The sequence below is a fragment of the Paenibacillus sp. LX16 genome (assembly GCF_036252815.1).
GTDB classification, from domain to species: Bacteria; Bacillota; Bacilli; order Paenibacillales; family Paenibacillaceae; genus Paenibacillus; species Paenibacillus polymyxa_B.
Map to the genome: position 1 here is coordinate 3,108,454 of NZ_CP141152.1, position 24,206 is coordinate 3,132,659.

The 24,206-nt window shown below is 42.5% G+C and carries 24 protein-coding genes; 7 read left to right on the forward strand and 17 right to left on the reverse strand.

Annotated elements, in window-relative coordinates; translation table 11 throughout:
* Positions 1-35 precede the first annotated feature (35 nt).
* From T3H97_RS13535 to T3H97_RS13555, 5 genes are all read right to left on the reverse strand, one after another.
* The gene (locus T3H97_RS13535; RefSeq protein ID WP_328799977.1) at positions 36-785 is read right to left on the reverse strand and encodes an SDR family NAD(P)-dependent oxidoreductase; all 750 of its coding nucleotides are present in this window, start codon (positions 783-785) and stop codon (positions 36-38) included.
* A gap of 138 nt (positions 786-923) precedes the next feature.
* Complete coding sequence (locus T3H97_RS13540) at positions 924-1,319, reverse strand: DUF2500 domain-containing protein (protein ID WP_013371386.1); 396 nt, start codon at positions 1,317-1,319, stop codon at positions 924-926.
* Positions 1,320-1,506: 187 nt separating this feature from the next.
* A complete protein-coding gene (locus T3H97_RS13545; RefSeq protein ID WP_025720704.1) occupies positions 1,507-1,689 on the reverse strand; it encodes a hypothetical protein in 183 nt (60 codons plus the stop codon).
* A 153-nt stretch (positions 1,690-1,842) separates the two neighbouring features.
* The gene (locus tag T3H97_RS13550) at positions 1,843-3,093 is read right to left on the reverse strand and encodes a WD40/YVTN/BNR-like repeat-containing protein (protein WP_328799978.1); all 1,251 of its coding nucleotides are present in this window, start codon (positions 3,091-3,093) and stop codon (positions 1,843-1,845) included.
* A gap of 162 nt (positions 3,094-3,255) precedes the next feature.
* Positions 3,256-4,647: a branched-chain amino acid transporter BcaP gene (locus T3H97_RS13555; protein WP_250271457.1), complete on the reverse strand. Its 1,392-nt coding sequence runs from the start codon at positions 4,645-4,647 to the stop codon at positions 3,256-3,258.
* A 232-nt stretch (positions 4,648-4,879) separates the two neighbouring features.
* On the opposite strand from T3H97_RS13555, the gene T3H97_RS13560 reads away from it, so the two are divergent.
* Positions 4,880-5,809: an L-lactate dehydrogenase gene (locus tag T3H97_RS13560; protein WP_013310450.1), complete on the forward strand. Its 930-nt coding sequence runs from the start codon at positions 4,880-4,882 to the stop codon at positions 5,807-5,809.
* Between the two features lie 118 nt (positions 5,810-5,927).
* Here T3H97_RS13560 and T3H97_RS13565 read toward each other — a convergent pair whose 3' ends face one another.
* On the reverse strand, positions 5,928-7,031 hold the full coding sequence (locus T3H97_RS13565; RefSeq protein WP_165176927.1) for a DUF3900 domain-containing protein: 1,104 nt from the start codon (positions 7,029-7,031) through the stop codon (positions 5,928-5,930).
* A gap of 386 nt (positions 7,032-7,417) precedes the next feature.
* Between T3H97_RS13565 and T3H97_RS13570 the strand changes: the two genes are divergently transcribed.
* Together T3H97_RS13570 and T3H97_RS13575 are read left to right on the forward strand one after the other, a co-directional pair.
* The gene (locus T3H97_RS13570) at positions 7,418-8,635 is read left to right on the forward strand and encodes an MFS transporter (protein WP_328799979.1); all 1,218 of its coding nucleotides are present in this window, start codon (positions 7,418-7,420) and stop codon (positions 8,633-8,635) included.
* A gap of 756 nt (positions 8,636-9,391) precedes the next feature.
* Positions 9,392-11,353 carry an endonuclease MutS2 gene (locus T3H97_RS13575; protein ID WP_328799980.1) on the forward strand — a complete coding sequence of 654 codons (1,962 nt, stop codon included), beginning with the start codon at positions 9,392-9,394 and terminating at the stop codon, positions 11,351-11,353.
* Between the two features lie 356 nt (positions 11,354-11,709).
* Here the strand turns inward: T3H97_RS13575 and T3H97_RS13580 are convergent, their stop codons facing one another.
* The 5 genes from T3H97_RS13580 to T3H97_RS13600 all read right to left on the reverse strand — a co-directional run bounded on the left by T3H97_RS13580 (position 11,710) and on the right by T3H97_RS13600 (position 16,307).
* Entirely contained in the window at positions 11,710-12,615 is a 906-nt protein-coding gene (locus T3H97_RS13580) for an ROK family protein (protein ID WP_250238986.1), read from the reverse strand.
* 63 nt (positions 12,616-12,678) lie between these two features.
* Complete coding sequence (locus T3H97_RS13585; protein WP_328799981.1) at positions 12,679-13,482, reverse strand: HAD-IIB family hydrolase; 804 nt, start codon at positions 13,480-13,482, stop codon at positions 12,679-12,681.
* A gap of 48 nt (positions 13,483-13,530) precedes the next feature.
* The gene (locus T3H97_RS13590) at positions 13,531-13,698 is read right to left on the reverse strand and encodes a hypothetical protein (RefSeq protein ID WP_328799982.1); all 168 of its coding nucleotides are present in this window, start codon (positions 13,696-13,698) and stop codon (positions 13,531-13,533) included.
* A gap of 356 nt (positions 13,699-14,054) precedes the next feature.
* The gene (locus tag T3H97_RS13595) at positions 14,055-15,272 is read right to left on the reverse strand and encodes an MFS transporter (protein ID WP_328799983.1); all 1,218 of its coding nucleotides are present in this window, start codon (positions 15,270-15,272) and stop codon (positions 14,055-14,057) included.
* Between the two features lie 33 nt (positions 15,273-15,305).
* Positions 15,306-16,307 carry an ROK family protein gene (locus T3H97_RS13600; protein WP_328799984.1) on the reverse strand — a complete coding sequence of 334 codons (1,002 nt, stop codon included), beginning with the start codon at positions 16,305-16,307 and terminating at the stop codon, positions 15,306-15,308.
* Positions 16,308-16,515: 208 nt separating this feature from the next.
* Between T3H97_RS13600 and T3H97_RS13605 the strand changes: the two genes are divergently transcribed.
* A complete protein-coding gene (locus T3H97_RS13605; protein ID WP_328799985.1) occupies positions 16,516-16,923 on the forward strand; it encodes a DinB family protein in 408 nt (135 codons plus the stop codon).
* Positions 16,924-17,029: 106 nt separating this feature from the next.
* Here the strand turns inward: T3H97_RS13605 and T3H97_RS13610 are convergent, their stop codons facing one another.
* Together T3H97_RS13610 and T3H97_RS13615 are read right to left on the reverse strand one after the other, a co-directional pair.
* The gene (locus tag T3H97_RS13610) at positions 17,030-17,986 is read right to left on the reverse strand and encodes a tyrosine-type recombinase/integrase (protein WP_328799986.1); all 957 of its coding nucleotides are present in this window, start codon (positions 17,984-17,986) and stop codon (positions 17,030-17,032) included.
* A gap of 315 nt (positions 17,987-18,301) precedes the next feature.
* Positions 18,302-18,679 carry a hypothetical protein gene (locus T3H97_RS13615; RefSeq protein WP_328799987.1) on the reverse strand — a complete coding sequence of 126 codons (378 nt, stop codon included), beginning with the start codon at positions 18,677-18,679 and terminating at the stop codon, positions 18,302-18,304.
* A gap of 200 nt (positions 18,680-18,879) precedes the next feature.
* Between T3H97_RS13615 and aiiA the strand changes: the two genes are divergently transcribed.
* Together aiiA and T3H97_RS13625 are read left to right on the forward strand one after the other, a co-directional pair.
* Entirely contained in the window at positions 18,880-19,635 is a 756-nt protein-coding gene (gene aiiA, locus T3H97_RS13620) for a quorum-quenching N-acyl homoserine lactonase AiiA (protein ID WP_328799988.1), read from the forward strand.
* Positions 19,636-19,704: 69 nt separating this feature from the next.
* Positions 19,705-19,839: a hypothetical protein gene (locus T3H97_RS13625; RefSeq protein ID WP_272638135.1), complete on the forward strand. Its 135-nt coding sequence runs from the start codon at positions 19,705-19,707 to the stop codon at positions 19,837-19,839.
* 38 nt (positions 19,840-19,877) lie between these two features.
* Here T3H97_RS13625 and T3H97_RS13630 read toward each other — a convergent pair whose 3' ends face one another.
* Positions 19,878-20,198 carry a hypothetical protein gene (locus T3H97_RS13630; RefSeq protein ID WP_328799990.1) on the reverse strand — a complete coding sequence of 107 codons (321 nt, stop codon included), beginning with the start codon at positions 20,196-20,198 and terminating at the stop codon, positions 19,878-19,880.
* Positions 20,199-20,565: 367 nt separating this feature from the next.
* Between T3H97_RS13630 and T3H97_RS13635 the strand changes: the two genes are divergently transcribed.
* Positions 20,566-20,733 carry a hypothetical protein gene (locus tag T3H97_RS13635; RefSeq protein ID WP_007432475.1) on the forward strand — a complete coding sequence of 56 codons (168 nt, stop codon included), beginning with the start codon at positions 20,566-20,568 and terminating at the stop codon, positions 20,731-20,733.
* A 119-nt stretch (positions 20,734-20,852) separates the two neighbouring features.
* Here the strand turns inward: T3H97_RS13635 and T3H97_RS13640 are convergent, their stop codons facing one another.
* The 3 genes from T3H97_RS13640 to T3H97_RS13650 form a co-directional block, all read right to left on the reverse strand.
* The gene (locus tag T3H97_RS13640; protein ID WP_190299421.1) at positions 20,853-21,899 is read right to left on the reverse strand and encodes a FecCD family ABC transporter permease; all 1,047 of its coding nucleotides are present in this window, start codon (positions 21,897-21,899) and stop codon (positions 20,853-20,855) included.
* A 1-nt stretch (position 21,900) separates the two neighbouring features.
* On the reverse strand, positions 21,901-22,965 hold the full coding sequence (locus T3H97_RS13645) for a FecCD family ABC transporter permease (RefSeq protein WP_103049184.1): 1,065 nt from the start codon (positions 22,963-22,965) through the stop codon (positions 21,901-21,903).
* 228 nt (positions 22,966-23,193) lie between these two features.
* Positions 23,194-24,156: an ABC transporter substrate-binding protein gene (locus tag T3H97_RS13650; protein WP_328802824.1), complete on the reverse strand. Its 963-nt coding sequence runs from the start codon at positions 24,154-24,156 to the stop codon at positions 23,194-23,196.
* Positions 24,157-24,206: the final 50 nt, after the last annotated feature.

The window sequence follows — 24,206 nt, forward strand, 5'->3', positions numbered from 1 at the left end:
AGCCCCAAAATTGGGACTACTCATTTAGGCTTTTACTAGGGCTCGTAAATCATTTTACGCGTCATGCCACCATCTATTACCAGATTCGTACCAGTTACAAAATCATTGCCGGGTTGTGTCAAATACAGACAGGCCCGTGCGATGTCCTTAGGGATTCCTACTCGCCCAGACGGATGCTGTTGATGGTCTTCTGTACGCAATTGCTCATAATCCCCGGTTTCAATCCACCCTGGACTGATGCAATTGACCTGAATCCCGTCCTTTCCTAGCGATATGGCCATCGCGTGCGTAAGAGCCACAATGGCTCCTTTGGATGCCGCGTAGGCTTCTGTATCCGGCTCTGACATGAAAGCTCGTGTAGAGGTCATATTGACCACAGAGCCACCTTCTGTGTTTCGTTTCATCACCTTAGCCGCTTCCCTAGTGGCAATAAAACAGCTGCGTACGTTTGTATTCAGAATGTCATCCCATTCTGCTATCGTTAACTCATATGGAGATTTCCATTTGGACACGCCAGCGTTGTTAATTAGCGTATGAATCGTACCGTATTCTTCTTTCGTGGCACGGATTAGCGCTACAATATCTTCTTCCTTCCGCACATCACAAGGAATAAAAATGGCCTGATAGCCCTCGTTCCGGGCCGCTGCAGCGGCTGCGGCACCCTCTTCCTCATTGTGGTCGGCAAATACAACATGGGCACCCTGAGCAGCGTAGGCAAAAGCGACCTCTTTCCCGATGCCATGCGCCGCTCCTGTTACAATAACTACTTGTCCCTCAAATGACACAAATCATTCCTCCTCCTCTGAACTGCTCTGTTCTAGTATATATGTACCAAAATGTGCTGTACAAGAAACATCTACAGCCCCCTACCCTGGCTTCTCGCAGAAGGCTGTAAATGAATCCAAAAATAATTAGACTGAATTCTACATTTTAACCTGTTCCAAGCTATAGCGATTAAGACGCTGAAACCCGATATACCTTGTACCCTGAAAAGTAAGCCGTCCCTCATCCCCTTCAGCGCATTGACCATATTCTTCCCCAGATACTTTAAACTCCATCCGGTCGCCACTTTCCACCTCGAAAGTTACGTAATAGAAAGTATAGGTACGAGTCCCTTGTTCCTCCTGCCGCCTCTGTTGGAGATGTGTCCTTCTGGCTGTAATTCGGGAACCGACCGTCAATACAGGCTGTCTTTTATTCCGACTCCATTCCATGACTTCCCTGCCTGCAGACAACACGACAATACCCAACACGACAACAAAAAATACGGGCAGTACCGTGCCCAGCCAATCGAACATCCATAATGACTCAAAACCCATGCACCGCACTCCTCTCCGCCAGGTATTCCACAGGGAAACGACCGGGCATCCTGACCTGACCTAAGCTTTCTATAACAGTATATGTATGTTCCTGCCCAAATTTGATAGCAACCCTTAAGAACGCCAAGAGCCCCCACGAATAATCCGGGAGGCTCAAGATATGGCGATATCAGAATGATGCATCGATTTACACATGTACAAGCTGGAGATAACGTTGTGTTTCATCCAGAACTTCATGATCTTCGTCTTCAGCGTAACGCTCTGCACACTGCTTGCAGTCCTCTTCAGTCGTGCAACCATAGGCATCCTGGCAAGTATAACAAAATTGAAGGTAGTATTGGGTTAACATATGATCCTGATTCGCTCTCATGATTATCACTCCTATCGTTGTTTACAGGTTTAGTATAACAGCGGCTTATTCGTTAGTTTGTGATTTTTTTCACATATAGTCGTATAAAATTTAAATTTTTTAAAAATAAAACGCCCTAGGAAAAACACCCCAGGGCAATCACCTTTATAGCGATTATAAAATTCTCCAGTTCGCACCGCCGTCCGTCGTTTTCAGCAGCAGTGACTTCTTGTCATCAAGGCGCTCCAGAAGCAGCCAACCCACCGAAGAAGAAGCGAAACGGAGCTTAACCGATCGTGGGTAGTCTTTTAGCTTCAAAGGTAGCACTTTGTTGCCTCTGAGACTTGTCCACGTCTTCCCCCCATCCAATGTACGGCTCATTCCGGTCTCGGTTATGATCCACCCTTCCTTTTCGTTTAGAAACGTACGGCCAGGGATAATAGCATTAATGTTGCTACTCAGACCCAAAGGCACACCGTTCCATTGTGTCCCTGTATTGTTTGTAAACAGTCCGTTATATTTTATGACGTTATCCCCATAGCAAAGAACTGGAATCCAATACGAGGTACTGCTCCCTTTCAGAGACTGCTGGGCTTCTGCTTTGGCCTGAGGGCAGCCCTGAATTCTGTTAGCTACCGGCGTCCAGGTTTTCCCTTGATTCAAAGTCTTGTACAACTTAACACTGTTATCTAGATTGATCGCTACAAATCCCTGCTTGTTGGAAGAAAAGCTCATCCCCGCCAAACTGCCCCGATCGGGTAAACCTGAGCCAGATTTGTTAGATGTTATGCCAGAACTTTGCGCAACTTTATTCCACGTGGCTCCCCCGTCAGTGGTGTGATATAACAGTTTTTGTTGATCCTGCTCATTCAGTTTTACATATGCCATGATCCAGCCAGTAGTTGGATTTACATATTGAATCGAGCTCACATGATCCCCACTTGGAAGCGCTGAAACATCCCAGCTCTGTCCTCCATCTGCTGTTCTCAGAATGACGGTTGCTGTTTTGTCCAAATTTTGACGGACAACCCAACCGTGACGAGAATCAGTGAAACTGATGTCCTTTCCATATTCAAGCTTGTCTTGAAATTGGACGTTTTCGGAGGGGGAAATATTATTCCATGTCTTTCCGCCATCATGCGTATCATAAAGTCGGAGCTCATTATGGGTAACTCCCCAAACTAACCCTTTATTGTTATCAATTAAATGAAAATCCGCTATTCGCGTCTGTACTACATATTTGGCGTTAGGATCGCCCACCTTAGGAGTCACTGGTGGATTAATAGTAATCGTCTGACCCTGGTCATCAGGTTCCTGAATCGGAGGTTTAGTTAACGTATCTGGGGCTTCAGCAGAACAGGCAGTCAGTAGAATACCCGTCAGCAGTAGTACTCCCCCCAAGAGCGCACGCCAGCGCAGTTTCATATAAAAATCCTCCCTCGATGGCATGCTGTAATCACGTGCCAAAAGCTTATCTGAAACAGAATTATACCATAAACGCCTCTATGTGACACTTTTCGCGTAATGGCAAAAAAAACCGGACCCTTCACAAAAGTGCAGGATGCCGGTTTTTTATACTAGAATTTATTAAGATTTACGGTTCAACAAACTTTTGTGGTATCCATAGAAGAAATAGATCAACAATCCAAGCAGGAGCCACACAATGAATCCAATCCAGGTGCTAATATGAAGCTGAAGCATCAGACCGATGCAAACCAAAGCACTCAAAAGTGGGAGCAACGGAACCCACGGCACGGTAAAGCCTCTTTTCAAATCAGGGCGTTTCTTGCGCAGAACGATAACCCCTACCGATACCACAGCAAAAGCGAACAGGGTTCCAATACTCGTCAGATTGGTCAGTGCATGTAATGGGAACAATCCACTAGCCAATGCGATAATACTGCCCACCAGCCAAGTGCTTCGAATCGGTGTTTGAGTTTTGGCATTTACTTTAGACAAAAAAACGGGTAAAAGACCATCACGTGACATGGAGAAAATTAACCGCGTTTGACCAAACAACAGCACCAGTAACACGGTGGTCATCCCCGCAATCGCACCGACTGAAATCAATCCGGCAACAAAATCCTGATGAATAAAGCGGAGAGCAAACGCAACAGGATCACTTACCCCCAACTGCGTATAAGGTACCATTCCCGTTAGTACAACTGAAACGGCAATATACAGTACCGTGCAGATCGCTAGAGAAGAAATAATGCCGATGGGCATGTTCCGCTGCGGATTGCGCACCTCTTCGGCTGCAGTTGAGATGGCATCGAAACCCAAATAAGCAAAAAATACGATTGCAGCAGCACTCAAAACACCAGAAAATCCATAAGGCAAAAATGGTGTCCAGTTGGCAGGCTTAACATAAAAGATTCCGATTCCAATAAATAGCAATACAACTCCGACTTTGACACAAACCATAATTAAATTGAATCGGACCGTTTCCTTGGCTCCGAGACTCAGTAGCAGTGTGATGAGCATGATAATGCACACGGCAGGTAGATCTATAATGGTCCCCTTGGTCGAATCGAAGGCTGCGGTTAAAGCCAGCGGTAAATGCACATCAAATCCAGCTAGCAAGCCCTGAAAGTAAGCAGACCATCCACTACTCACAGAGGCGGCCGCCACTCCATATTCCAGAATTAGGTCCCAACCCAGTACCCAGGCCAAAATTTCTCCAAATACAATATAACTATACGCATAAGCGCTCCCAGCTGCGGGAACTGTAGATGAAAGCTCCGCATAACACAAGGCTGCCAGTACGCAGGCAATACCTGCAATAACAAAGGAGAGCATCAATCCAGGACCTGCATTTTCTGCTGCTGCCTTGCCTGTAATAACAAAAATCCCGGTACCGATAATACATCCTACACCTAGCATGGTGAGATCAAAGGCACCCATTGTTCTCTTTAAGTGACCTGTAGATCCGCTTTCCTCGTGCGGGAGCAGTCCTGTTTTTTTTCGAAATAAGTCCATATGCCGAATCCTCTTTCCATAATTTCATGCGTTAATATCGGTGCTGCAACGCTTTAGTGCGTGTTCTTATCATTCGATTAATTATTAGCGAGCTCGCCTTTGAAGTCAAGGAAAAATGTCATATTTCTTTGCGGTGGGTAAATTTATGCGGTACACTAAGTTGGAAAGATAAATTTTTAAGAAATACCCCAAAATGAAAAGGTATACAACCCGAGAAGGAGATGAGGATTTTATGAGCTTAAAACCTTACAAACGAAGTAGAGTGGCCATTGTCGGCATGGGAGCGGTTGGTACAACAACCGGCTATACCCTACTGCTGCGCCAACGCATGTCAGAACTTGTCTTTATTGATGTCAACGTCAAAAAGGCGAAGGGTGAAATGCTCGATATGAATCATGGGCTTCCCTTTCTCGGTGGTGTCAAAGTGTGGGCGGGTGATTATGAAGATTGCCGTGATGCAGATATCATTATTGTTACAGCGGGCGCTTCACAAAAGCCGGGAGAAACGCGCATTGATTTGCTGAAGCGTAATGCCGAAATTTTTGAAAGTATTATTGATAATATCGTCAAGGTCAATACACACGGCATTTTGCTGATCGCCACCAATCCAGTGGACATTCTCTCCTACATCTCTTGGAAACGCAGTGGTTGGCCTTCAAGCAGAGTCATTGGATCAGGAACGTTGCTGGACAGCGCACGCTTCCGCTATCTGATCGGGAAACAAAAGGGCATCGATCCACGAAGCATCCATGCCCATATTATTGGAGAACACGGCGACTCCGAGTTACCTGTATGGAGCACAGCCAACGTAGCTGGAACTCCCCTGGAACTGGGTGAAGAAACGAAAAATGAAATTTTTGAAAATACCAAAAATGCTGCCTATGAAATTATAGATGCTAAAGGCGCAACTTCTTATGCTATCGGGCTGGCTCTCGACCGAATTGTAGCCGCCATTCTCGGAGACGAGGGGTCGGTACTTAATGTGTCCACCTTGCTGGAAGATTATAACGGAGTATCTGACGTCTATTTAGGTGTTCCAAGTATCGTAGATCACAATGGGGTACGTGAAATTTTGGATCTTCCGCTCAATGACGAGGAACGTGCCAGGTTGCTTCAATCTGCGGACAAGCTGAAGGATCAAATTAGCAAAGTTCATATGTAGATTGGGAACATAAAAGCTAAACAAAACTGGCCTCCACAGCGGTAATATCCGTTGAGAGGCCAGTTTTTTAGTCATTATAATGTAAAAGTTCAGTTTGTCGTCTTGCTTTGCATTCGAATTACCAAGGTGGCGTATCGCCATCCACATCCTCATTTTCATGCTGGCGTTTCTCTTTAAGCCGCTCAGCCACCGTTTCAAACGATTCAGGTTGGAGCAGCTCAATCGGTGAAAATCCCTTTTCAAACGTAAAGGCATCACCTTCAATAATAAGTGCGTATCTATCATGAAGTTTCGTGATATGCAGCTTGGCGCCAAAGTCGGACAGTAGCCCACGCACGGCCGTATCATCTAGTTTGAAACGAACTTCAATTTCTGGTTTCAGCTCGACAATATGCTGTGCAGCCTCTACGACCTGAAGGGGTTCCCATTTTCCTTGCAAATCCCGTTTTTCGCTAGCCGCCCACAATTCCAGATCGCGCTCTTCCTGCTGTCTTTCCTCATTAGATGCATCTGGCCATTTGGTTTCTACATAGTTCTGAACGAAACCCATGACATGCTCATTAACAATTTCGGGCATGGATTGCTCATAGGTCACGAATTTCAAAAAATCTTCAAAATACCGGGCATGCGAAGACTGGTGAATTTTAAGCTCCCACTCATCGTTCATCCCCTCCTCAAGCATGTAAGGATACATGATAGATTTCATATTACGGGCAGAAATAGCCATTTCGACCTCACTCACCAGACTGCTTTCAGTAATTCTGGCAATTTTAGGTTCAAAATCACATTTAAGCACAAAAATAAACGGATCATCCGAGTGTGTATTCAAGGTAGCCTGTACAATGATCAGCGCTCCGCCGCGTACTGCGCTTGTATCCAGATACATCCGCACCAGATCGTCACAAGCATTTTTAAAATCTTCCTTATCCTCTGCTGCCCGCAGTCGGGCGAACATATTGAAATTTGGATTACTGCTCAATTCATGCTCTGGTTCGACGATAAAGCGGCCGATTTTGGTCGGTGCCTGCTCTGTGCTGGGATTTTTTTCAACCTTCCGCTTGCTAATACGAGTAAATTCCCCGTCCAGAAATTTTTTAACATCGCTTTCGTCATAATCGTAGTCGTCCATTGTAGCGTAATGCTTATAGGACTTACCACCCTGTCCTTCTTTTCCATCTACCTGAATTACAAAAAAAGATAAAAAATCCACTTGAAAGTTCATTTACGTCCATTCGCTCCTTTTCAGGCATGTACGCGTAATTATATCACTATGAATTTAAAAGGTACATCGGATTCAGATCCCTATCATTAGATAAACATTTTAGTTGACATAATATTAATTATGTTAATACTTTCTTGATTAGATATCATCCCCAATTCACAAGTTTAAAGTGAGTACTTTTATCACTATTCTAATTCACGTCCTTAAGGATCATTGGCCTCTTTATTTCCCATGCTCTACTTTCTTCATGATTCCAAAAAAATATTTGACTAAACAGTAGTTTATTTATTATATTATCTATTATTATATAGACAAAAATAAATTTTGTTTATTTAAAACGATATTCCAAGGGGTACGCCTTGAAAACGGGAAAGGAGAGTTTGTTGTTGTTTAAAAATCCATATATAAGGACCATTATCGCCTCCAATGCGCTACTAAATTTGGGCATTTGGGTGCGCAACTTTGCCATACTGTTGTATGTAACAGATTTGACTCATAATGATCCCGTATACGTATCGCTCATTTCGGTTGCTGAATTTATGCCTATTTTTCTGTTCGCTATCATTGGAGGAACATTCGCGGACCGTTGGCGGCCCAAACGGACCATGATTAGTTGCGATTTGCTATCCGCGGCCTCTATTTTTATTGTCTTGTTGGCATTATGGTACGGGTCATGGCAGGTGCTTTTGCTGTCCACTTTCTTTTCGGCCATTCTATCTCAATTTTCTCAGCCGTCTGCGATGAAGATATTTAAGCAGCATGTAGCACCAGAACAGCTACAGGGAGTGATGGCCCTTTTTCAATCTCTCATGGCATTATTTATGGTTATCGGCCCTGTTATCGGTACATTTATTTATCAACACTTTGGAATTTTCATTTCAATGTCTATAACCGGAATATTGTTTCTCATCTCGGCGCTTGTCCTGACTCGTATTCCACAAGATGAACAAGCACTTGAAATAGATGATCAACCACCTCATTTCATTCAAGAGCTTAAAGAAGGAATACGTTATGTATGGAATAACCGCACACTTCGCACGCTTGGGGGAACATTTACCGTACTTGGGCTGGCGGTTGGACTTATTCAACCATTAATGGTTTTTGTCGCCATCGAGAACCTTGGACAAAACAAGGAATTTCTGCAATGGCCGTTAATGGCGAACGGAGCGGCTATGCTGGTGGGAGGTGGCCTGATTATGGGGGTTGCCAAAAAAGTACAGCCGCAATTGCTGCTGGTGGCCGGACTTTTGGTCAGCACACTGACAACCTTTGGAGTCGGATGGTCGCATAATATTGTGCTGACAATGGCACTACAAGTTTTCAGCGGCCTATTTTATCCTTGCATTCATATCGGTATCAACACGATGATGATGAAAAATGCCGAAGCTGCTTTTATCGGCCGCGTCGGTGGTGCCCTCTCTCCCCTGTTCTCCGGGATGATGGTCGTCGGTATGAGTATCGGCGGAACACTCAAACACGAATCCTCCCTGAACACCGTATATACCGTGAGCGCCGGCTTGTTTTTGGTCGGAGCGATGCTATTGTTACCATTGCTTCGTGACAGGCAGCCCGTACAAGCTGTCATAGCCGATGATTCTGAATAACAGCACAAGAAACCGCCCCTGGAGATATGATATGGCATCCTCTAGGGGCAGTTTCTTAATGTTTGTATCATGATTTCATACGGAAATGACTCTCTCTTCCTCCATGCTGTCTTTTCTGTCTTTTCCACAATCGTGCATACAGGCCGTTATCATCCAACAGCTCATCATGTCGACCTAAGTTAACATAATTTATATTATGTTAACTTAATAATCATCACTGTACCAAATTAAAGAAGTCGGCCTTGACTTCAATGCCTGTCTGATCGTATAGTATGGTTATATCTTCAATTAAGGGAGAGATTTTGATGTCGGTGAACGTTCTTAACTAAGCAATTGCATATTCAGGGAGTAACACCAGGCGCTTGAACCCTTTGGGTACAGGTTTGTTTGTTGCTGTGTTGTTATCCTGATATTAGTTAAGAACATGCGGATATCATAAATCGCCTTCGGGATTATCTTCATCCAGGCCTTATTCCGTGCTGTGTTCAGCGCGGTTTTTTTGTTTTCAGATTTTGTAACTCCCTTTAAACGTCTTCCATTCGATCCAAATAGCTTAGCAAAGAGCTGTTGCGTGAATGAATTGGAAATACGGCACTCGGAACTACAAAAGCTGTATAACAGGCTTATTTGATGATAAATCCCCTCTTTCCTTAAGGGCGGAGAATGAACGTTTTGTTCATTCTCCGCCCTTTTTTATTTTAATAGCAAGGTTTCTAAAAAATCCTGACACTACACAACTAAAGGAGAGATTTATTCATGAACGAAACTACAATACTGCGTTTGGAATATGATCAAATTAAAACAAGAGTTTCCGAATGTGCTTTTTCTTACCTAGGTAAGCGTCACGCTGCTTCCATGCGGCCAATTACTGATCTCCGTACCATTAAAATTCGTCTTGACGAAACCAACGAAGCGTTACAGATCATTCGCCACGGAGCAAGCGTCCCTGTTCCTTCGTTGGAAGGAATGGAGCACATTCTTCAACTGCTCGGAACCGGGTATATGTTCAGTGAGCGTGATTTTTCTCATATGGCTCAATTCATTCGAAGCTGCATTCAACTCATAAAATATATGCATTCCAAGGCGGACGCTGCTCCAACCGTCAGCGCTTATGCATCTTCCATGTATAGCATGGAGCCACTTTTATCCGAAATCGAAAGATGTATTCATTCGGGACGTGTGACGGATATCGCCAGTAAAGAACTAGCTAAAATTCGCAAAAAAATTGCGGTTACTGAAGAACGTATCAAGAGAAAACTTGACTCTCTCACCAGCCGTCACCGATCCATTATGCAGGAAAATATGATTAGTCAGCGCAATGGCCGTTACGTGCTTCCAATCAAAAAAGAATTCCGTAAACAAGTGAAAGGCAATGTACTGGATGAATCGGGAAGTGGTCAGACGGTTTACGTTGAACCTGCCGAAATCACGAATCTGCAATTCGATCAGAGCGCGAACATGGCAGAAGAATCTAAAGAAGAAATGAAAGTGCTGGGAGACCTGACAGCAATGGCTGAGTCATACAACCGGGAATTAAGCATCAATACAGAGACTGTAGGTGTACTGGATTTTTTATTGGCAAAAGCCAAATACGCCATGACTCTGGATGCTGTCCCTGTCGAACTTAACCTTGACGGGATTATAGACATCCAAGGTGCACGTCACCCGTTGATGTCCAATGCCATGGTGCCGCTTGATTTCTCAATTGGTGAAGGATATTCCTCACTCATCATCACTGGACCGAACACAGGCGGAAAAACGATGGCCCTTAAAAGCGTCGGTCTATTAACACTAATGGTGCAATCTGGGCTACTGGTACCTGTTTTGCATGGCAGCCGAATGGCTGTATTCGAGGAAATTGTGGTAGATATCGGGGATGGACAAAGCATTGAACATGCTTTGAGCACCTTTTCTGCACACATCCGCAACATGATTAGCATTTTAGAAACAACAGGCAACTCTACTCTGATTCTGATTGATGAAATGGCATCCGGCACCGATCCAGGAGAAGGAGTAGGCCTCTCTATCGCGTTGCTAGAAGAATTCCATCGCCGCCGAGCGACAGTAGTGGCTACAACGCACTTTAGCGAAATTAAGCATTTTGCTGAAAACACATCGGGATTTCAGAATGCTCGTATGGAGTTTGATACCGAAACACTGCAACCTTTGTATCGCCTTCGTATTGGAGAGGCTGGAGAAAGCTATGCATATGCAATTGCTTTGAAGCTGGGCATGTGGACACGTATTATCGAGCGTTCTGAGGCTATTTCTGCAGGCAGAGCGTCTCGGAATACACAGGAATCGTTTGTTATTCCCCCTTCTGTAGATGATGAAAAATCTGATAATGCAAATAAGCCTCTCTCTAAAAAAGCAGCTTTAGACGGTACAGTCACAAAACGGGGGAAACAAGAAATTCCTCTTAAAACAAAGCCATTTGCCCTTGGTGATAGTGTTTATGTAGGCTATCTGGATCGAACTGGAATTGTATACAAAATCGAGGATGAACGGGGTAATGTCGGGATTTTGATCCAAGGACAGAAGCTGAACATTAACAAAAAGAGGCTCGTCCTTCACATCGCTGCTACTGAGTTGTATCCTGAAGATTATGATCTGGATATTGTTTTAGAAACCAAGGAAAACCGCAAAAAACGAAAACTGCTGGGACGTAAGCATGTCGAAGGACTGATGATTGAATCTCCCCCGGAAAACGAAATATAAACGCATGCGTATATTCTCAACTGAAAAGTAAGCTATTTTATATTGTCAGTGAAGCTTAAATCTGCAAGTGGATACTTGATAAGAGTGATCCACTTGCAGATTTCATCTCGATAAATAACATAATATATATTATGTAAACTTAATGATTTCTTACTAGACAGGACAAGATAAACCAGACATCGAAAGTTCATTTAAAAGTCGGCTTCTAACCTTCAATCCAGCTTCATTACATAAAGCTTCTATATCAAACGTCTGTAATGCAAAAAAAGGCGTGTCCAAAGTTAAGGCACGCTCTTTTATAGGTATATTATTTGTTTGAATTACTCAATCCCGCACTCAACGGAATATAACTTTTGTTATCGTTCAAGATGATAGGTTTGTTTGTAATTATATATAGCACCTTGCAAATTGGCTTCATTGCCTAATCTACTTTGTTCAATATCTGCACGCACAAAATTATAGATAGAATCCTTATAAAGCTTTTCTAGCTCTTCTCTAATGGTAATAACCAGTAAAGGATTTTCAGATATGCCTCCCCCAATTACAAACTTTTCAGGATCAAGTATGGATTGCAAATTAATGATTTGTGTTGCGATGTTCTTACAGTATTCTCGGAAAATTGTCTGGACCGTGTCATCACCTTCTTCAATGAACTTGAATATCTTTTCACCTGTCATAGAAGCTGCAGGAAGGTCTTTGGCTTTCGCAACGGTTTTAGTTAAAACAAAACTACTCCCCTGCATACCAAGCAGATAATCATCATTGTCTGCATTTTCGTTGTTCGTTCTAATGAAGGAGAACTCCCCAGCTGATAAATGATGCCCCTTCAGCAATTTTCCTTGAGAGATGATTCCACCGCCCATCCCGGTTCCAACGACCAGAACGACACCATCGGTAATCCCTTGTAATGAACCACGCCATGCTTCTCCAAGAGCAGCACACTTTCCATCATTTTCAATCGCTATAGGCTTCTGAAACGCTTTCCTAAAAACATCAAGCATATTTATATCATTAATATATCTTAATGAACCGCCATGCACCATGTGACCGCTTTCCGAATTCACAATACCTGGCATGCTGATGGCTATACCTTCACATTCATCTATAAACTGATTATGAATTTGCTTCAAAGCTACAAGTAGATTCTCAAGTGAGTCCAATGGAGTTTTAACTTTCCCCTTGCACATAAACTCACCTTGAAAATACAAACTAAATTTAATAAAAGAGCCACCAATATCAAAAACCAGTATTTTATTTTTCATGCTACGTATAGTCCTTTCATGAGGCAATTTGGGGTCTTCTCTCCATTACGATAATTAACATTATTACTTTTGTAAATCCATCATTTTTTTTATCGTTAATAAAACACCGTTTTCTTCATTGGATTTAGTAATAAAGCTGGCTGCATTTTTTGTGTTCTCACATGCGTTTTTCATAGCAAAACTATATTTTGCTATACTCATAAGTTCCACATCATTTTCACCATCTCCAAAAGACATGGTCTCATCCTCAGTAACCCCCAATATCTCTTGGAGTTTTCTTACCGTCTCCCCTTTATGGGTATGAAGTGCTGTAATATCCAGCCAATTTGCTTCAGAATCAACGATATAAATTTGACCCATTAGAGTCTTTTCAACATGTTTTCTTAATAAGGGACTTCTTCCAGCTGGGTCATATATAGTTATTTTAAGAAAGCTACTGTTGATTTGATCAAATGAATCAATCTTAATCACTTCTTTATACGAGCCTTTCACAATTTTATAGTATTCGTCTTGAATATGAGAATGAACAAATGCTGCTTCCGTTGTACATGCTATGATAATAAAATCATTGGAGAAACTTTCGATATCTCTTATCGCTTGTAATGCTAAATTGTGTTCAATCGTAAACTCTTTGACGACGACTCCATCCTTTTTAATCCGCGTAGCACTGTCCCCTAAGATCCAGATCCCTTTTCCGAGCTCGCCAAACAATTCTTCTACTCGTTCACATTGTTTACCTGTACAGGCTACAAAGGAAATATTATTTTCTTGCATTTCTCCATACACCTGATTAAATAATTCGACATCAAAAGTGCCACTATTATTTAGAAAAGTACCATCCAGATCACTTATCACCATTTTAAACATATATGAATCCTCCCTTAATATATAAGCTCTTTATTAGTCGAGTTTAATTTACAGCTTTTTATTTTCTTTCCATGGATCAACATCAAAATCTCTATTAAAATCTTCAAACATTCGTGCTGCAAGCTTTTGTACATGAGGAGAATGAGCTAAACTACTGATCACGAAGTACATAATGATAAAAATTATGATACATGAGATACCTTCTATCGCCCACACAGTCACACCTCCTTATTTCCGTAAATCCAACTTAGTGCCAGAACTTGATCCCTTTTAATAGGTGCATTGCATATCCTGTACACTTATTAAACCATTTAATTAAACACATTAATAAAGAGAGTAAAAAAAGCATCTTTATTAAGTGGACATACAAAGTTATTCAAAAAAATCATCGATGGAGCAGTAAGGTTTTACTTCCTTAGGCTGCCCAGATAATGCTAAGCACCAATAAGTACCAACCCATATAACTGAGCAAAGTAAAATCAGTGAGATCATAGAGTGTCCTCGCTTTCTCTTTTAGGTTACACGTTTACTTTAGCTGATGAAACGCGTTTCAGGTCAAGTGATAATTTCTTTTAACCCTTCAAAATTCTCTTTTTCAATGTACGATTCACTTGTTCTGAACTGAACAGCATAAAAAGAAGGAAAACAATGACTGCAATTGGAAAAAAATGAATACTTGCCTGAGAAGCTATAACTCCAAAAATGGGAGGGAGTAATGTTGTTCCTGTATAAGCAACTGCCATTTGATATCCCATGAGTTTAGAAGAATTCTCTTTACCAAACCGAGTTGGCGTTTCATGAAGAAGTCCAGGGTAAATCGGTGCAAGTCCTAACCCCATAAGAATAAACCCGGGTAACAAAAAGGTGACCTGCAAAGGAAGCAACAAAATAAGTCCTCCTGTAATTGCAGTAAGTTGACCAGCCAGAATTAATATACGATTATTTATTTTTAATGTTATGAACCCCGTAATGAGCCTGCCTACCGTAATTCCACCGTAGTATAAGGATATCCAGCCAGCTGCAGTTTCAGCTGCAATGTTTCTGGCCCCTACCAAATAGCTTGCTCCCCATAAGCCCACCATGGCTTCCACACCACAGTATAACAAAAAAGCAATAAGCGTGTTCTTAACTCCTTTCATTCGAATTAGCTTTTGTTTGGGTATGTTCTTAACTTGTACAGTATTGTGTTCTATCTGTGAGCAGTCTGATTGGATTTCGGTTATGGAATTTTGTATCGCGGCAACACATTTCCATAATGGTAGTGTAATGAGCAAAATAATAACAAGACTCAACTGGATCATGGATACGGCTGTATAGCCACTTCTCCATGAGTTGTAATTTGAAATGTAGAAAGACATAATAATCGGCCCCATCGTTGCCCCAACCCCCCAAAAACAATGCAGCCAACTCATATGATGTGCCTTATAATGAGTAGCCACGTATTGATTGAGCGCCGCATCAACAGCTCCCCCGCCAAGGCCAAGAGGAATTGCTAATAATACTAGCCAAAACAAAGAAGGTGCAAATGAAAAACCGAGTAGCGCTCCCGCAGTTAAAAAACAGCTCGCTAAAGTAATCTTGCCTGTACCTATTCTTTCAATAATACTTCCGCTAACTAGACTTGATACAATGGTTCCCCCTGCAACGACCATGGATACAATTCCAGCTGACCCAAAAGAAGCTCCAAGTTCAGGCCACATGACGGGCCAAGCTGACCCCAGCAGGGAATCTGGGATCCCCAAGCTAATAAACGAAAGGTAAATAATAATTAGAAACCACGTTGCCATCATTTCTCTCCTCCTCTCTCACTACACATATTTACATTATTTAAAGACAATGATCGGACGTTCCAATTCTTTTAGAGTTAACCCTCTCAACCCTGTTTTAAAATCTTCATAAAATAAATCTGAGAGAATGACGTCAGGATACAAAGGCATCTTATGCTTAGATTTGTAGGATTCTAAAAAATGAAAGAAAGATATTTCTTCCATATTCTCTCTATAGACCACAATTCGGTCAGGATCAAATACAGATTGTAATATTTGAATAATTTCACATATACTATTGAAGAAAACTTCCGTTCCCTTGCTTTCATCCCAAACTATCGACGGAAGGAATTTGATTTCACCAGCCAATCCATGTTTTCCTTTTAAAACCCCATTTCGCAAATAAATTCCCATCCCTGGGGGAGAATTCTCTGGAAAATAAATAGCCAGCACACATTCATCTTCATCTATTTGTTCTCTATAGACGTATCCACATACAGCGGCATTTACGTCATTCTCTACAATAACCGGCAAACCAAATTTGCTTTGCACATCCTCTGTCAACCGAATTCCATTTAATCTTTCATGACTGCTGACTGTAATTTCTCCATTTACAGATTGCCCCGGGATTCCTATACCAATAACTTTAATGGAAGGATAGAGAGAAATGATATCTTGAATCGTGGAATAAAATTGCGTAGCATTAAAAATTTGAAAGGGATGCTCTTCTTTCATCAGAACGTCCTCATTTAAATTAACTACCGTAGTACACACTACATCTGTCCCTTGTTTTTCATTAATATGTATAATCAGTGCTAGACTATACTCATAATTAAAACGATAGGTTAACGCATGCCTGCCTCCGTTAGAAGGGACGATTTCATCTTCAAAGATCTCACCATTATTAAGCAATTCCTGCATAAGGCTATTGATAGTTACCACACTTAAATCAGTCAATGCGGCTAGTTGGGGTTTTGTTGACTTACTGATCTGTTTCAATACTTTGCGAACCAGGTTCAGATTAATTTCTTTAATTAAATTTGTATTAGCTTTTTCCATACATAGCACCTTCTTTTTATAAAATCATAAAACCACTTTATAAAACATGTTTATAAAGTGGTTTTACTAATTTTGCAGCAAAATATTACCTATGTCAAGGCAAAATCATACTAACCTCTAATTCACCATTGCTTTCCAGCTTATTCTGAATTATTCTAATGCTAATCATAAGACGATCGCTAAAATAAGGAGGCTAGTCTATTGAAGAATGCTGTTGAAGAACTGGTCCAAAAAAGAAATACTAGGACATCTGTGCGACTCCGCTTCTAATAATCATCGAAGATTTATCATGATTAAGCATTCAACATCCCCTATCAAAATTGAATCGTATGCGCAAAATGAATGGGTGGCAGCTAATCAGTATCAGGAAGTGTTCTCTTACGTGGATGTCATACATCTATGGAAACTATTGAATAAGCAAATCATAAATGTGTTAAACTCATGTACATCATTCGATTCCAAGAAAAGATTTCAAAAAGATGACCACTCCACCGAAACATTACAGTGGCTAGTTGACGATTATATTCAGCATTTGCGGCATCATTTGGAGCAAATTATTCAAAACAAGATTAACGCTATGAAAAAGAATACTACGTTCATGATCGTAATGACCTAAAGCCATTGATGTGATTTTCAAGTCAGGATGTAATTCCACTCAATGAGTTTACATAATGATTATTATGTAAACTCATTTTCATTTAATCTCAACTTTCATGCTATACTTACAATCCTGATATTGGTATCTGAATATCCAGCTTATCCATTGCTTTTTCTTTTTCCCTATCAGTGACATGTGTATATACTGTGGTTGTCTGAATGGATGAATGCCCCAGTAGCTCCTGTACGGTACGCAGATCTGCTCCCTTACGTAATAGCATTGTCGCAAATGTATGTCTCAGCTTATGGCTGGAATAAGCCGCCCGGCGTTCCATACTCTTATCTTGCTGGAATCGTTCGAACGTTTCTGTAGCGATCTGTTGAATGGTGCGCACTGCCAGACGGCGGCCTTTTTGGGATACGAACATCGCATCCTCTTTACCTCTCCACGGCGTCAATCTTTCCTCCAACGCATGCTCTACAAAATCACACACGGCTTCCGGTACCGGGAGAGTACGCCACTTACGTCCTTTACCGAACACATCTAAGGTACGTCTTTCTCGGCTGTAATCCGAGACATTCAATGAATGAACCTCCCCCACCCGCAATCCCATGTAGACCATCAGCAGAAAAATAGCCATATTACGATTTGCATATTTCCCCTCCACCGCGAGCAAAAACGGATGAATATCCTTTTCATCCAGATAGACGGGCATACGATTCTTTTCAGTCTTTGCTTTTTTAATTCCCGCTGCCGGATTTGTGCTGCATAATTCAAATTCCTGTAGCGCTTTAAAAAAACTGTTCACCGCTGCATGCTTCCGGTTCCGCGTACTATCTCCGGCGCCCCCCTCCCGCGCTTTAGACAAATACGACATAACATGAATCTTCTTCACCTGATCGAGTGGTTTTTCACGCACCGTGCGTAAAAACTGTTTCACATCCCCCATATAATTTTTTTGCGTATGTATCGTATATCCCGCATCCTTCATCCAGATCAAAAAAGCTTCCAGCTCCTCAGTATATATTTCATCAATTTCTTCAGCTGTATCGAGCTCCACATGTCGCATCTCTTTTTTCATCTCGCTCGCCTCCAATTCAGTTCATATTCCGAAATATACTGTAAAATGATCATTTTCGTCTGATTTTTATCGACAATCCAATCGACATCTTCTGCAAGAGGGATTCTAAAAGTCGTTTTAAACCTAAACAGCGTATAATTTATATTATACGCTGTTTTTTGAGCGCTTTTTAAGTATAAATAAAACGCTCCCCTCTTGTCCAGCCTGGTATCGCCTTCAAGCAGACATTTCAAAGCACTTAACTGGGTGGCATAGGGTCAGAGAGGATTAATCCAGCAATGTAGACAAATTAAAACACGCTCAAGAAAAGTTCACCTAATGTAATTCATTCATATCTAAAACAAAACTAAATAGCCAATAGTCTTGCATGCGGCACCACTTCTCTACTTCATCCGCAAGCTGGGGACGCTGCTCTCGATCGGTAGCAGTCAAAATCGCCATAGTGGCCAAAACATGAATATCATGTGCAGTTTCCAGCTTGCTATCCGGATCACCTTTCGGCGCGTGCACCATCTCCATATGATAGCCTGCTAGCTGATTGTAATTTTCCCCCACTAGCAGCAGTGGATCACCAAGAATTTCACCGATTTTCGAGATGATGACCGTGTGATCCAGCTTCTGGTCAAATTTCGAGCAAAGCGTAGAAACAGTCTTGTTCACAGGAAAAGCATGAACTGGCCTGCCTGACGGCAAATTTCTGCTGGACGCCTACATGCCTTATCATTTAAACTATTAAAAATTAATTTTCGAAAGAGTGAGATTGCAACGACAGCATGAGTCTCCAGCACCCAGATCTTACAAACGAAAATACAAACATCACTTTCTGTCAGCCGAAACCCTGGTTAATAACTACATAATAATTATTATGTAAACTAAGATTGGAGGATAATTGTATGATTAACAAATTGTACTGGTTACCGATCGGGCAGCTTGATATTGATCGCTCCTCACTCAACCATCATGCACAGCCCGGTGAACTGGTGCGCCTGCAAATCTGGTCGTATCTGCTGGAGACAGATCACGGTCCGATTCTCATTGATACTGGTATGCCGGATTCGTTTATCGACAATCCAAATTATTTTAAAAGTACACCGTTTGAAGGGCGCTTCATTCCCCATATGTCAGCCGATGATAGTATCGTGGCTGTACTGGATCGGATCGGCTATCAACCGGACGATATCCATGCCATCGTAATCTCTCATATGCATATGGATCATGCCGGAGGCAATCCGCATTTTCCGAATACACCGATTTATGTGCAGCAGACCGAAGCAGACGCTGCGATCGGTAATCTGGAGTATGCGCCACCGGAATGCGTGCAGGCGGACTTGAATTACCGACTGCTTCAAGGGGATCATGAGCTGGTTCCAGGTTTGCAACTGTTCTATACTCCGGGTCATTCGCCGGGTCATCAGTCCGCGCTGGTCACAACAAAGGAATCGGGTCCGGTCATGCTGACGATTGATGTTGCCTACACGCAGGAGAATTACGCAAACGACGTGCCATTTGACGGCTTTAACCGTGAACAGGCACGCCAGTCAATCGCCCGCATTCAGCAGATTGTGCAGAAGGTTAAGCCGAATCTGTTGTTCTTCGGTCATGATCCTGAGCAGGTAGCCGTTCAGCCGGTATATCCACAATACAAATAATGATGATAAAGCAGCTATTTCTCCACCACTCCGGATCTTTTCGGTCCGGGGTATAAAGAAATTGGTATTATGAATGCATACAAAATAGACGTATCTGGAGCCGTGCTTCATTCGGATCATGGCTTCCAGTATACGTCTACAGCGTACAACACACGACTTGAAAAGTTCAGTCTCAAAGGCAAGTGGTGCGGACTGGTAGAATAGTCGTAATTCGGCCAGCTCCCCTCATGATCTCAATTTCTTCATCCGATTTTTAAATAATCATTATTGTATCTCCCCACTTCCAAAATGTTATAGCCTCTCTTATTCTTTTCTTTCATTAGGTAGTTGTAACGACTCCGACATTTAGAACTACAGAATGTGCTGATCTTCTGAAACAAAGCTACTTTTAGGCGCACAGATTGATTTTCTTCGAATACACGATTGATCCTTTGTATTAACTCGCTGGTTAGCCCTTGCTTGTTCTCAACGGAATGAGCAATACCCAATATAAGCTCTTGCAGTCGCTGCTCCACACTTCCTCTCTTAACTTGATGTTGTTCTAACTGGTTAATCACACTCAAGAAATATTTCTCCCGGGACAATAAGGGACTCGTTTTAGACGCTCCTTGCGGACAAATATTTTAAACGCATGGATGCGATTAATCCGTGTATATCAAAAAAGCAGCCTTCAGTTAAATTTTACATCAAGCTAATTGTCCCTAAACCCCTGTTATCTCCAGCATAAAGAAGTATATCTAAGAACTCATGGGGTGAGTCGCTGTCGACACGGCATGGATGATGAGAAAAAGTAATTTGCAGTCTCGCTCCGTTTTCCCTTGATCATCCAGCACGATATACTTAAAGAAGTCGAAAGGCAACCTTATATTCGGCCTATGCTCATTTCAAAAATGTAGGTTTATTCATGACAAAGGGAGTGTTCATTTATTTATGAGTACCGAAATGCTGGAACGTCGAAGTGAAATTCTAAAACGAAACATCCATCAGTTGCTGGTTCAGGAAAATCAACACGGCGTGACACGTCAGGAAAATTACACGTTGCATAAAATGATCAGAGAACTGCATCAAACCTCTCATGCCTTGAATACTTCCCGTTGAGATGAAAGGCAGCTAAATCAAATGAAACAAATAACCTTCAGCCCCACTTCTCCTTAGTGGTGTTGAAGGTTATTTGTTGTGTGTAGCCTTTAATTGACAGGTGGTATTCTTTCGTGATGTTACCCTTTGGAGCGACTCAGCAGATATAAGAAGTATGGCGCACCAAGGATGGCTACAATCAAACCTGTCGGAATTTCTTTCTGTAAAGGTAAAGATCGTGTGATCGTATCCGCTACAAGTACCAGGAGTGCTCCGACTAAAGCACAGGTTACCAGCAGCATTTTATGCTTCGGACCCACCAGCTTTCTCGCCAAATGCGGAGCCACCAAACCGACAAAGCCGATACCGCCACTAACCGAAACACTAGAACTGGCCAGTCCTACCGCAGCAGCCAGAAGGAGAATACGTTCCTTTTCGATAGGTGTACCCAACCCCGATGCCGTCTGATCCCCCAAATTAAGCACATTCATCACATTTGCTTTGTAGTATGCAAAAGGAAGCAATACAATCAGCCAAGGCAACAGAGCCATTACGAATTTCCAGTTTGAGCCCCAGATGCTTCCTGCTAACCAGTTAGCTACAAACGTGTAGCTTTCAGGTGTCAGCTTAAGAGTCATAATGATCATCGCAGCACTGATACCCGCCGCTACACCAATCCCGCTCAGCAGTAGCCTTGTTGGGGAAATTCCTTCGCCTTTCTTGTAAGAAAGCGCGTAGATCAGAATAGCAGCTGCTCCTGATCCAATCAGCGCAAGAGCGGGAAGTAAAAACAATGAATTCGTAGTTTGCATTGATGGAAAAAGCAATACAAACAGCATGACCATCAGCCCGGCGCCCGCATTAATCCCCAGAATACCAGGGTCCGCTAGACCGTTACGCGAAACCCCCTGCATGATGCAGCCAGAAACAGCGAGACCCGCACCGATTAGAAGGGAAATAACCATTCGTGGCAACCGGAATTCAAATAGGATTAATTCCTGCTGTGGAGTCCCTTGTCCAAACAAGGTTCTAAATAGCTCCATTGGCGAAAGCCGGATGGTTCCCGTATTCGCACTTATGGTGAACGCAGCAATGAGCAATACGAGCAGAATGACCACAACCATCCAATCATGGATTTTTTTACGATGACTAGCTTTGGCAATAGCCCCATTCGTAACGTTATTCATCTTACAGTGCCCTCCTTTCTTTACGTGCCAGATAAAGGAAGAACGGAACCCCAATTAAGGCAATAAGTACACCCACCGGTGTTTCCTCAGGTGCGTTAATCATACGGGCTGCCAGATCGGCAAACACAATCAGTAAAGCTCCCATAATGGCCGAGCATGGAATAATCCAGCGATAATCGACGCCAACCAGCTTGCGGGTTATATGGGGAATAATCAATCCCACGAAACCTATAGAACCAACCAACGACACCGCTGCACCAGCCAGAATCAGAACAAGAATCATTCCGACTACCTTTACCACCCCAGTTCGCTGACCAAGACTCAATGCAATTTCGTCTCCCAGACTAAGTAGCGTAATGGAGCGCGACAACATGAGAGCGCCGATAAAAGCTGCCACAACCCAAGGCAAAACTATACCAAGCTGAACCCACTTGGTTCCACTAAGCCCTCCGGCATACCAAAAGGCCAAATCCTGTCCAACATTAAAGTACAAACTGATCGCATCTCCTAAGGCAGACAGCAATGCCGTGACAGCTGCACCGGCCAATACAAGACGAACTGGCGTAAGACCTGATTTGGATATGGAGCTTGTACCATATACCATCACAACAGCCAGAGCTGCACCAACAAAGGAATACAACATTAACTGTAAAAAGGAAGAGCCAGGAAAAAGGGCGAAGCAAATCGCCATCGCCAAGCTGGCTCCCGAGTTCAGTCCAAGCAAGCCCGAGTCAGCAAGCGGATTTCGAGTCATTCCTTGCATAATTGCACCTGCAACGGCAAAGCAAACACCGATTAAAACTCCACCCAGAATTCGAGGTAGACGGATTTCCCAAATAATTTGATGGTTTTGTAACTCCGGTTTAAAATGGAAAACGGCGTTCCATACCTCTTCTAGCCTAATAGAGGCTGCACCAAAAGATAGGGATAGCGCGATGCCGAACGCTAAAAGTCCAAGCCCCACTGTCAGGATAAGCGTAGCCGCCCAAGGTCGCGAGTGGAATTGAGTCGGCGACTGGTTATGTTTACTTTGAGCGGGACCATCCGATGATTCTGATAATTTCATAACTATTGTTCACCCTTACTGTTGAATAGTATGTAGCTATCACGAACTGTGAAGAAGATGATGAAGATGATGTTGATAATGAGAATTATTATCACGCAATCTTTACTATTGTAAATTAATGTGGCAGCGGCTTCAATAGCAAATTTCGAAGAATGCCTAATGCTCTGCTCTATTGTGAACAAATAAAGCCCTTCGGCAATAAATACCAAAGGGCTGCCAACGAAGCAATTACTTCTGTGTGGCGTTCTCTTTATTCCGCTGGACGATCATGTCTGCGATTTCTTCAGCTTGTCCTACAATGGCAATGGGATCGAAGTACCAATATCGATCCTCCTGGAGCTCAAAAACCTTACCTTGTCGGACCGCATTCAGTGATTTCCATATGCTGTCTCCTTCGTAACCTCTCAAATCCTTGTTAACCGTCAGAAAGATATAAGAGCCGGCATATTGATTAATGACTTCTTTTGACACCGATTTCCATTGAGTCTCACCTAATAACTCTTTTTGGACAAGCGGCGGAGGTGTCAAATTCAGACCTCTGTATACCGCCTGTCCTCCTCTGCCAAAATTATCACCATATACATAGTATTCTTTTTCCGAAGCTTCCATTACGGTGAACGTATCTTCAGGCTGAACAATTCCCTTTAGCTTGTCACGTGCGGCCTGCATCCGCTGATCGTATTGGGCAAGCCATGTTTTGGCTTCCTGTTCTTTTCCAAGCAGCTCACCAAAAGCTGTCAGTTCCTCATGCACATTCTTGTACGTTCCATAAGGAATGACTATGGTCGGAGCAACTTTACTATATTTTTCATATTCAGAAGCATCTTTGGAACCAATCAGAATCATATCCGGCTGTAGAGCCAATACTTTTTCAATGGATACACTACCGCGATCTCCAATGCTTGCAATGCCCTGCACAAGCTCCTTCGAAAACGGATTATCCAGATAATATTTAACACTTCCCACAGGTTTAATTCCTAAAGCTAATAAATCATTCTGGTACATATCTACTACAATCCGCTGAGGGTGAACCGGAATCTTAATATCTCCATGAATCGTTTTGACTGTTTTCATTTCCTCTGACTTTTGTTCACTAGAAGTTTGATCCTGCTTTTCATCCGGTTGCTTTACATTTCCACCACAGGCGGAAAGAGCTAAAATGACTGACAGAAGTATCAATACAATCCACATTTTCTTTGTCAAACCTGTTCATTCCTCTCTCTATTTACGGTGTCATATCG

Bases quoted from the DNA above. Each gene is read 5' to 3' on its own strand.
- T3H97_RS13595 (WP_328799983.1), bottom strand. From the start codon at position 15,272: ATGATGGCAACGTGGTTTCTAATTATTATTTACCTTTCGTTTATTAGC.
- T3H97_RS13565 (WP_165176927.1), bottom strand. From the start codon at position 7,031: ATGAACTTTCAAGTGGATTTTTTATCTTTTTTTGTAATTCAGGTAGAT.
- T3H97_RS13625 (WP_272638135.1), top strand. From the start codon at position 19,705: ATGAATGCATACAAAATAGACGTATCTGGAGCCGTGCTTCATTCGGAT.
- T3H97_RS13555 (WP_250271457.1), bottom strand. From the start codon at position 4,647: ATGGACTTATTTCGAAAAAAAACAGGACTGCTCCCGCACGAGGAAAGC.
- T3H97_RS13540 (WP_013371386.1), bottom strand. From the start codon at position 1,319: ATGGGTTTTGAGTCATTATGGATGTTCGATTGGCTGGGCACGGTACTG.
- T3H97_RS13635 (WP_007432475.1), top strand. From the start codon at position 20,566: ATGAGTACCGAAATGCTGGAACGTCGAAGTGAAATTCTAAAACGAAAC.
- T3H97_RS13605 (WP_328799985.1), top strand. From the start codon at position 16,516: ATGCTGTTGAAGAACTGGTCCAAAAAAGAAATACTAGGACATCTGTGC.
- T3H97_RS13550 (WP_328799978.1), bottom strand. From the start codon at position 3,093: ATGAAACTGCGCTGGCGTGCGCTCTTGGGGGGAGTACTACTGCTGACG.
- aiiA (WP_328799988.1), top strand. From the start codon at position 18,880: ATGATTAACAAATTGTACTGGTTACCGATCGGGCAGCTTGATATTGAT.
- T3H97_RS13580 (WP_250238986.1), bottom strand. From the start codon at position 12,615: ATGAAAAATAAAATACTGGTTTTTGATATTGGTGGCTCTTTTATTAAA.
- T3H97_RS13585 (WP_328799981.1), bottom strand. From the start codon at position 13,482: ATGTTTAAAATGGTGATAAGTGATCTGGATGGTACTTTTCTAAATAAT.
- T3H97_RS13645 (WP_103049184.1), bottom strand. From the start codon at position 22,965: ATGAAATTATCAGAATCATCGGATGGTCCCGCTCAAAGTAAACATAAC.
- T3H97_RS13600 (WP_328799984.1), bottom strand. From the start codon at position 16,307: ATGGAAAAAGCTAATACAAATTTAATTAAAGAAATTAATCTGAACCTG.
- T3H97_RS13560 (WP_013310450.1), top strand. From the start codon at position 4,880: ATGAGCTTAAAACCTTACAAACGAAGTAGAGTGGCCATTGTCGGCATG.
- T3H97_RS13650 (WP_328802824.1), bottom strand. From the start codon at position 24,156: ATGTGGATTGTATTGATACTTCTGTCAGTCATTTTAGCTCTTTCCGCC.
- T3H97_RS13640 (WP_190299421.1), bottom strand. From the start codon at position 21,899: ATGAATAACGTTACGAATGGGGCTATTGCCAAAGCTAGTCATCGTAAA.
- T3H97_RS13545 (WP_025720704.1), bottom strand. From the start codon at position 1,689: ATGAGAGCGAATCAGGATCATATGTTAACCCAATACTACCTTCAATTT.
- T3H97_RS13575 (WP_328799980.1), top strand. From the start codon at position 9,392: ATGAACGAAACTACAATACTGCGTTTGGAATATGATCAAATTAAAACA.
- T3H97_RS13610 (WP_328799986.1), bottom strand. From the start codon at position 17,986: ATGAAAAAAGAGATGCGACATGTGGAGCTCGATACAGCTGAAGAAATT.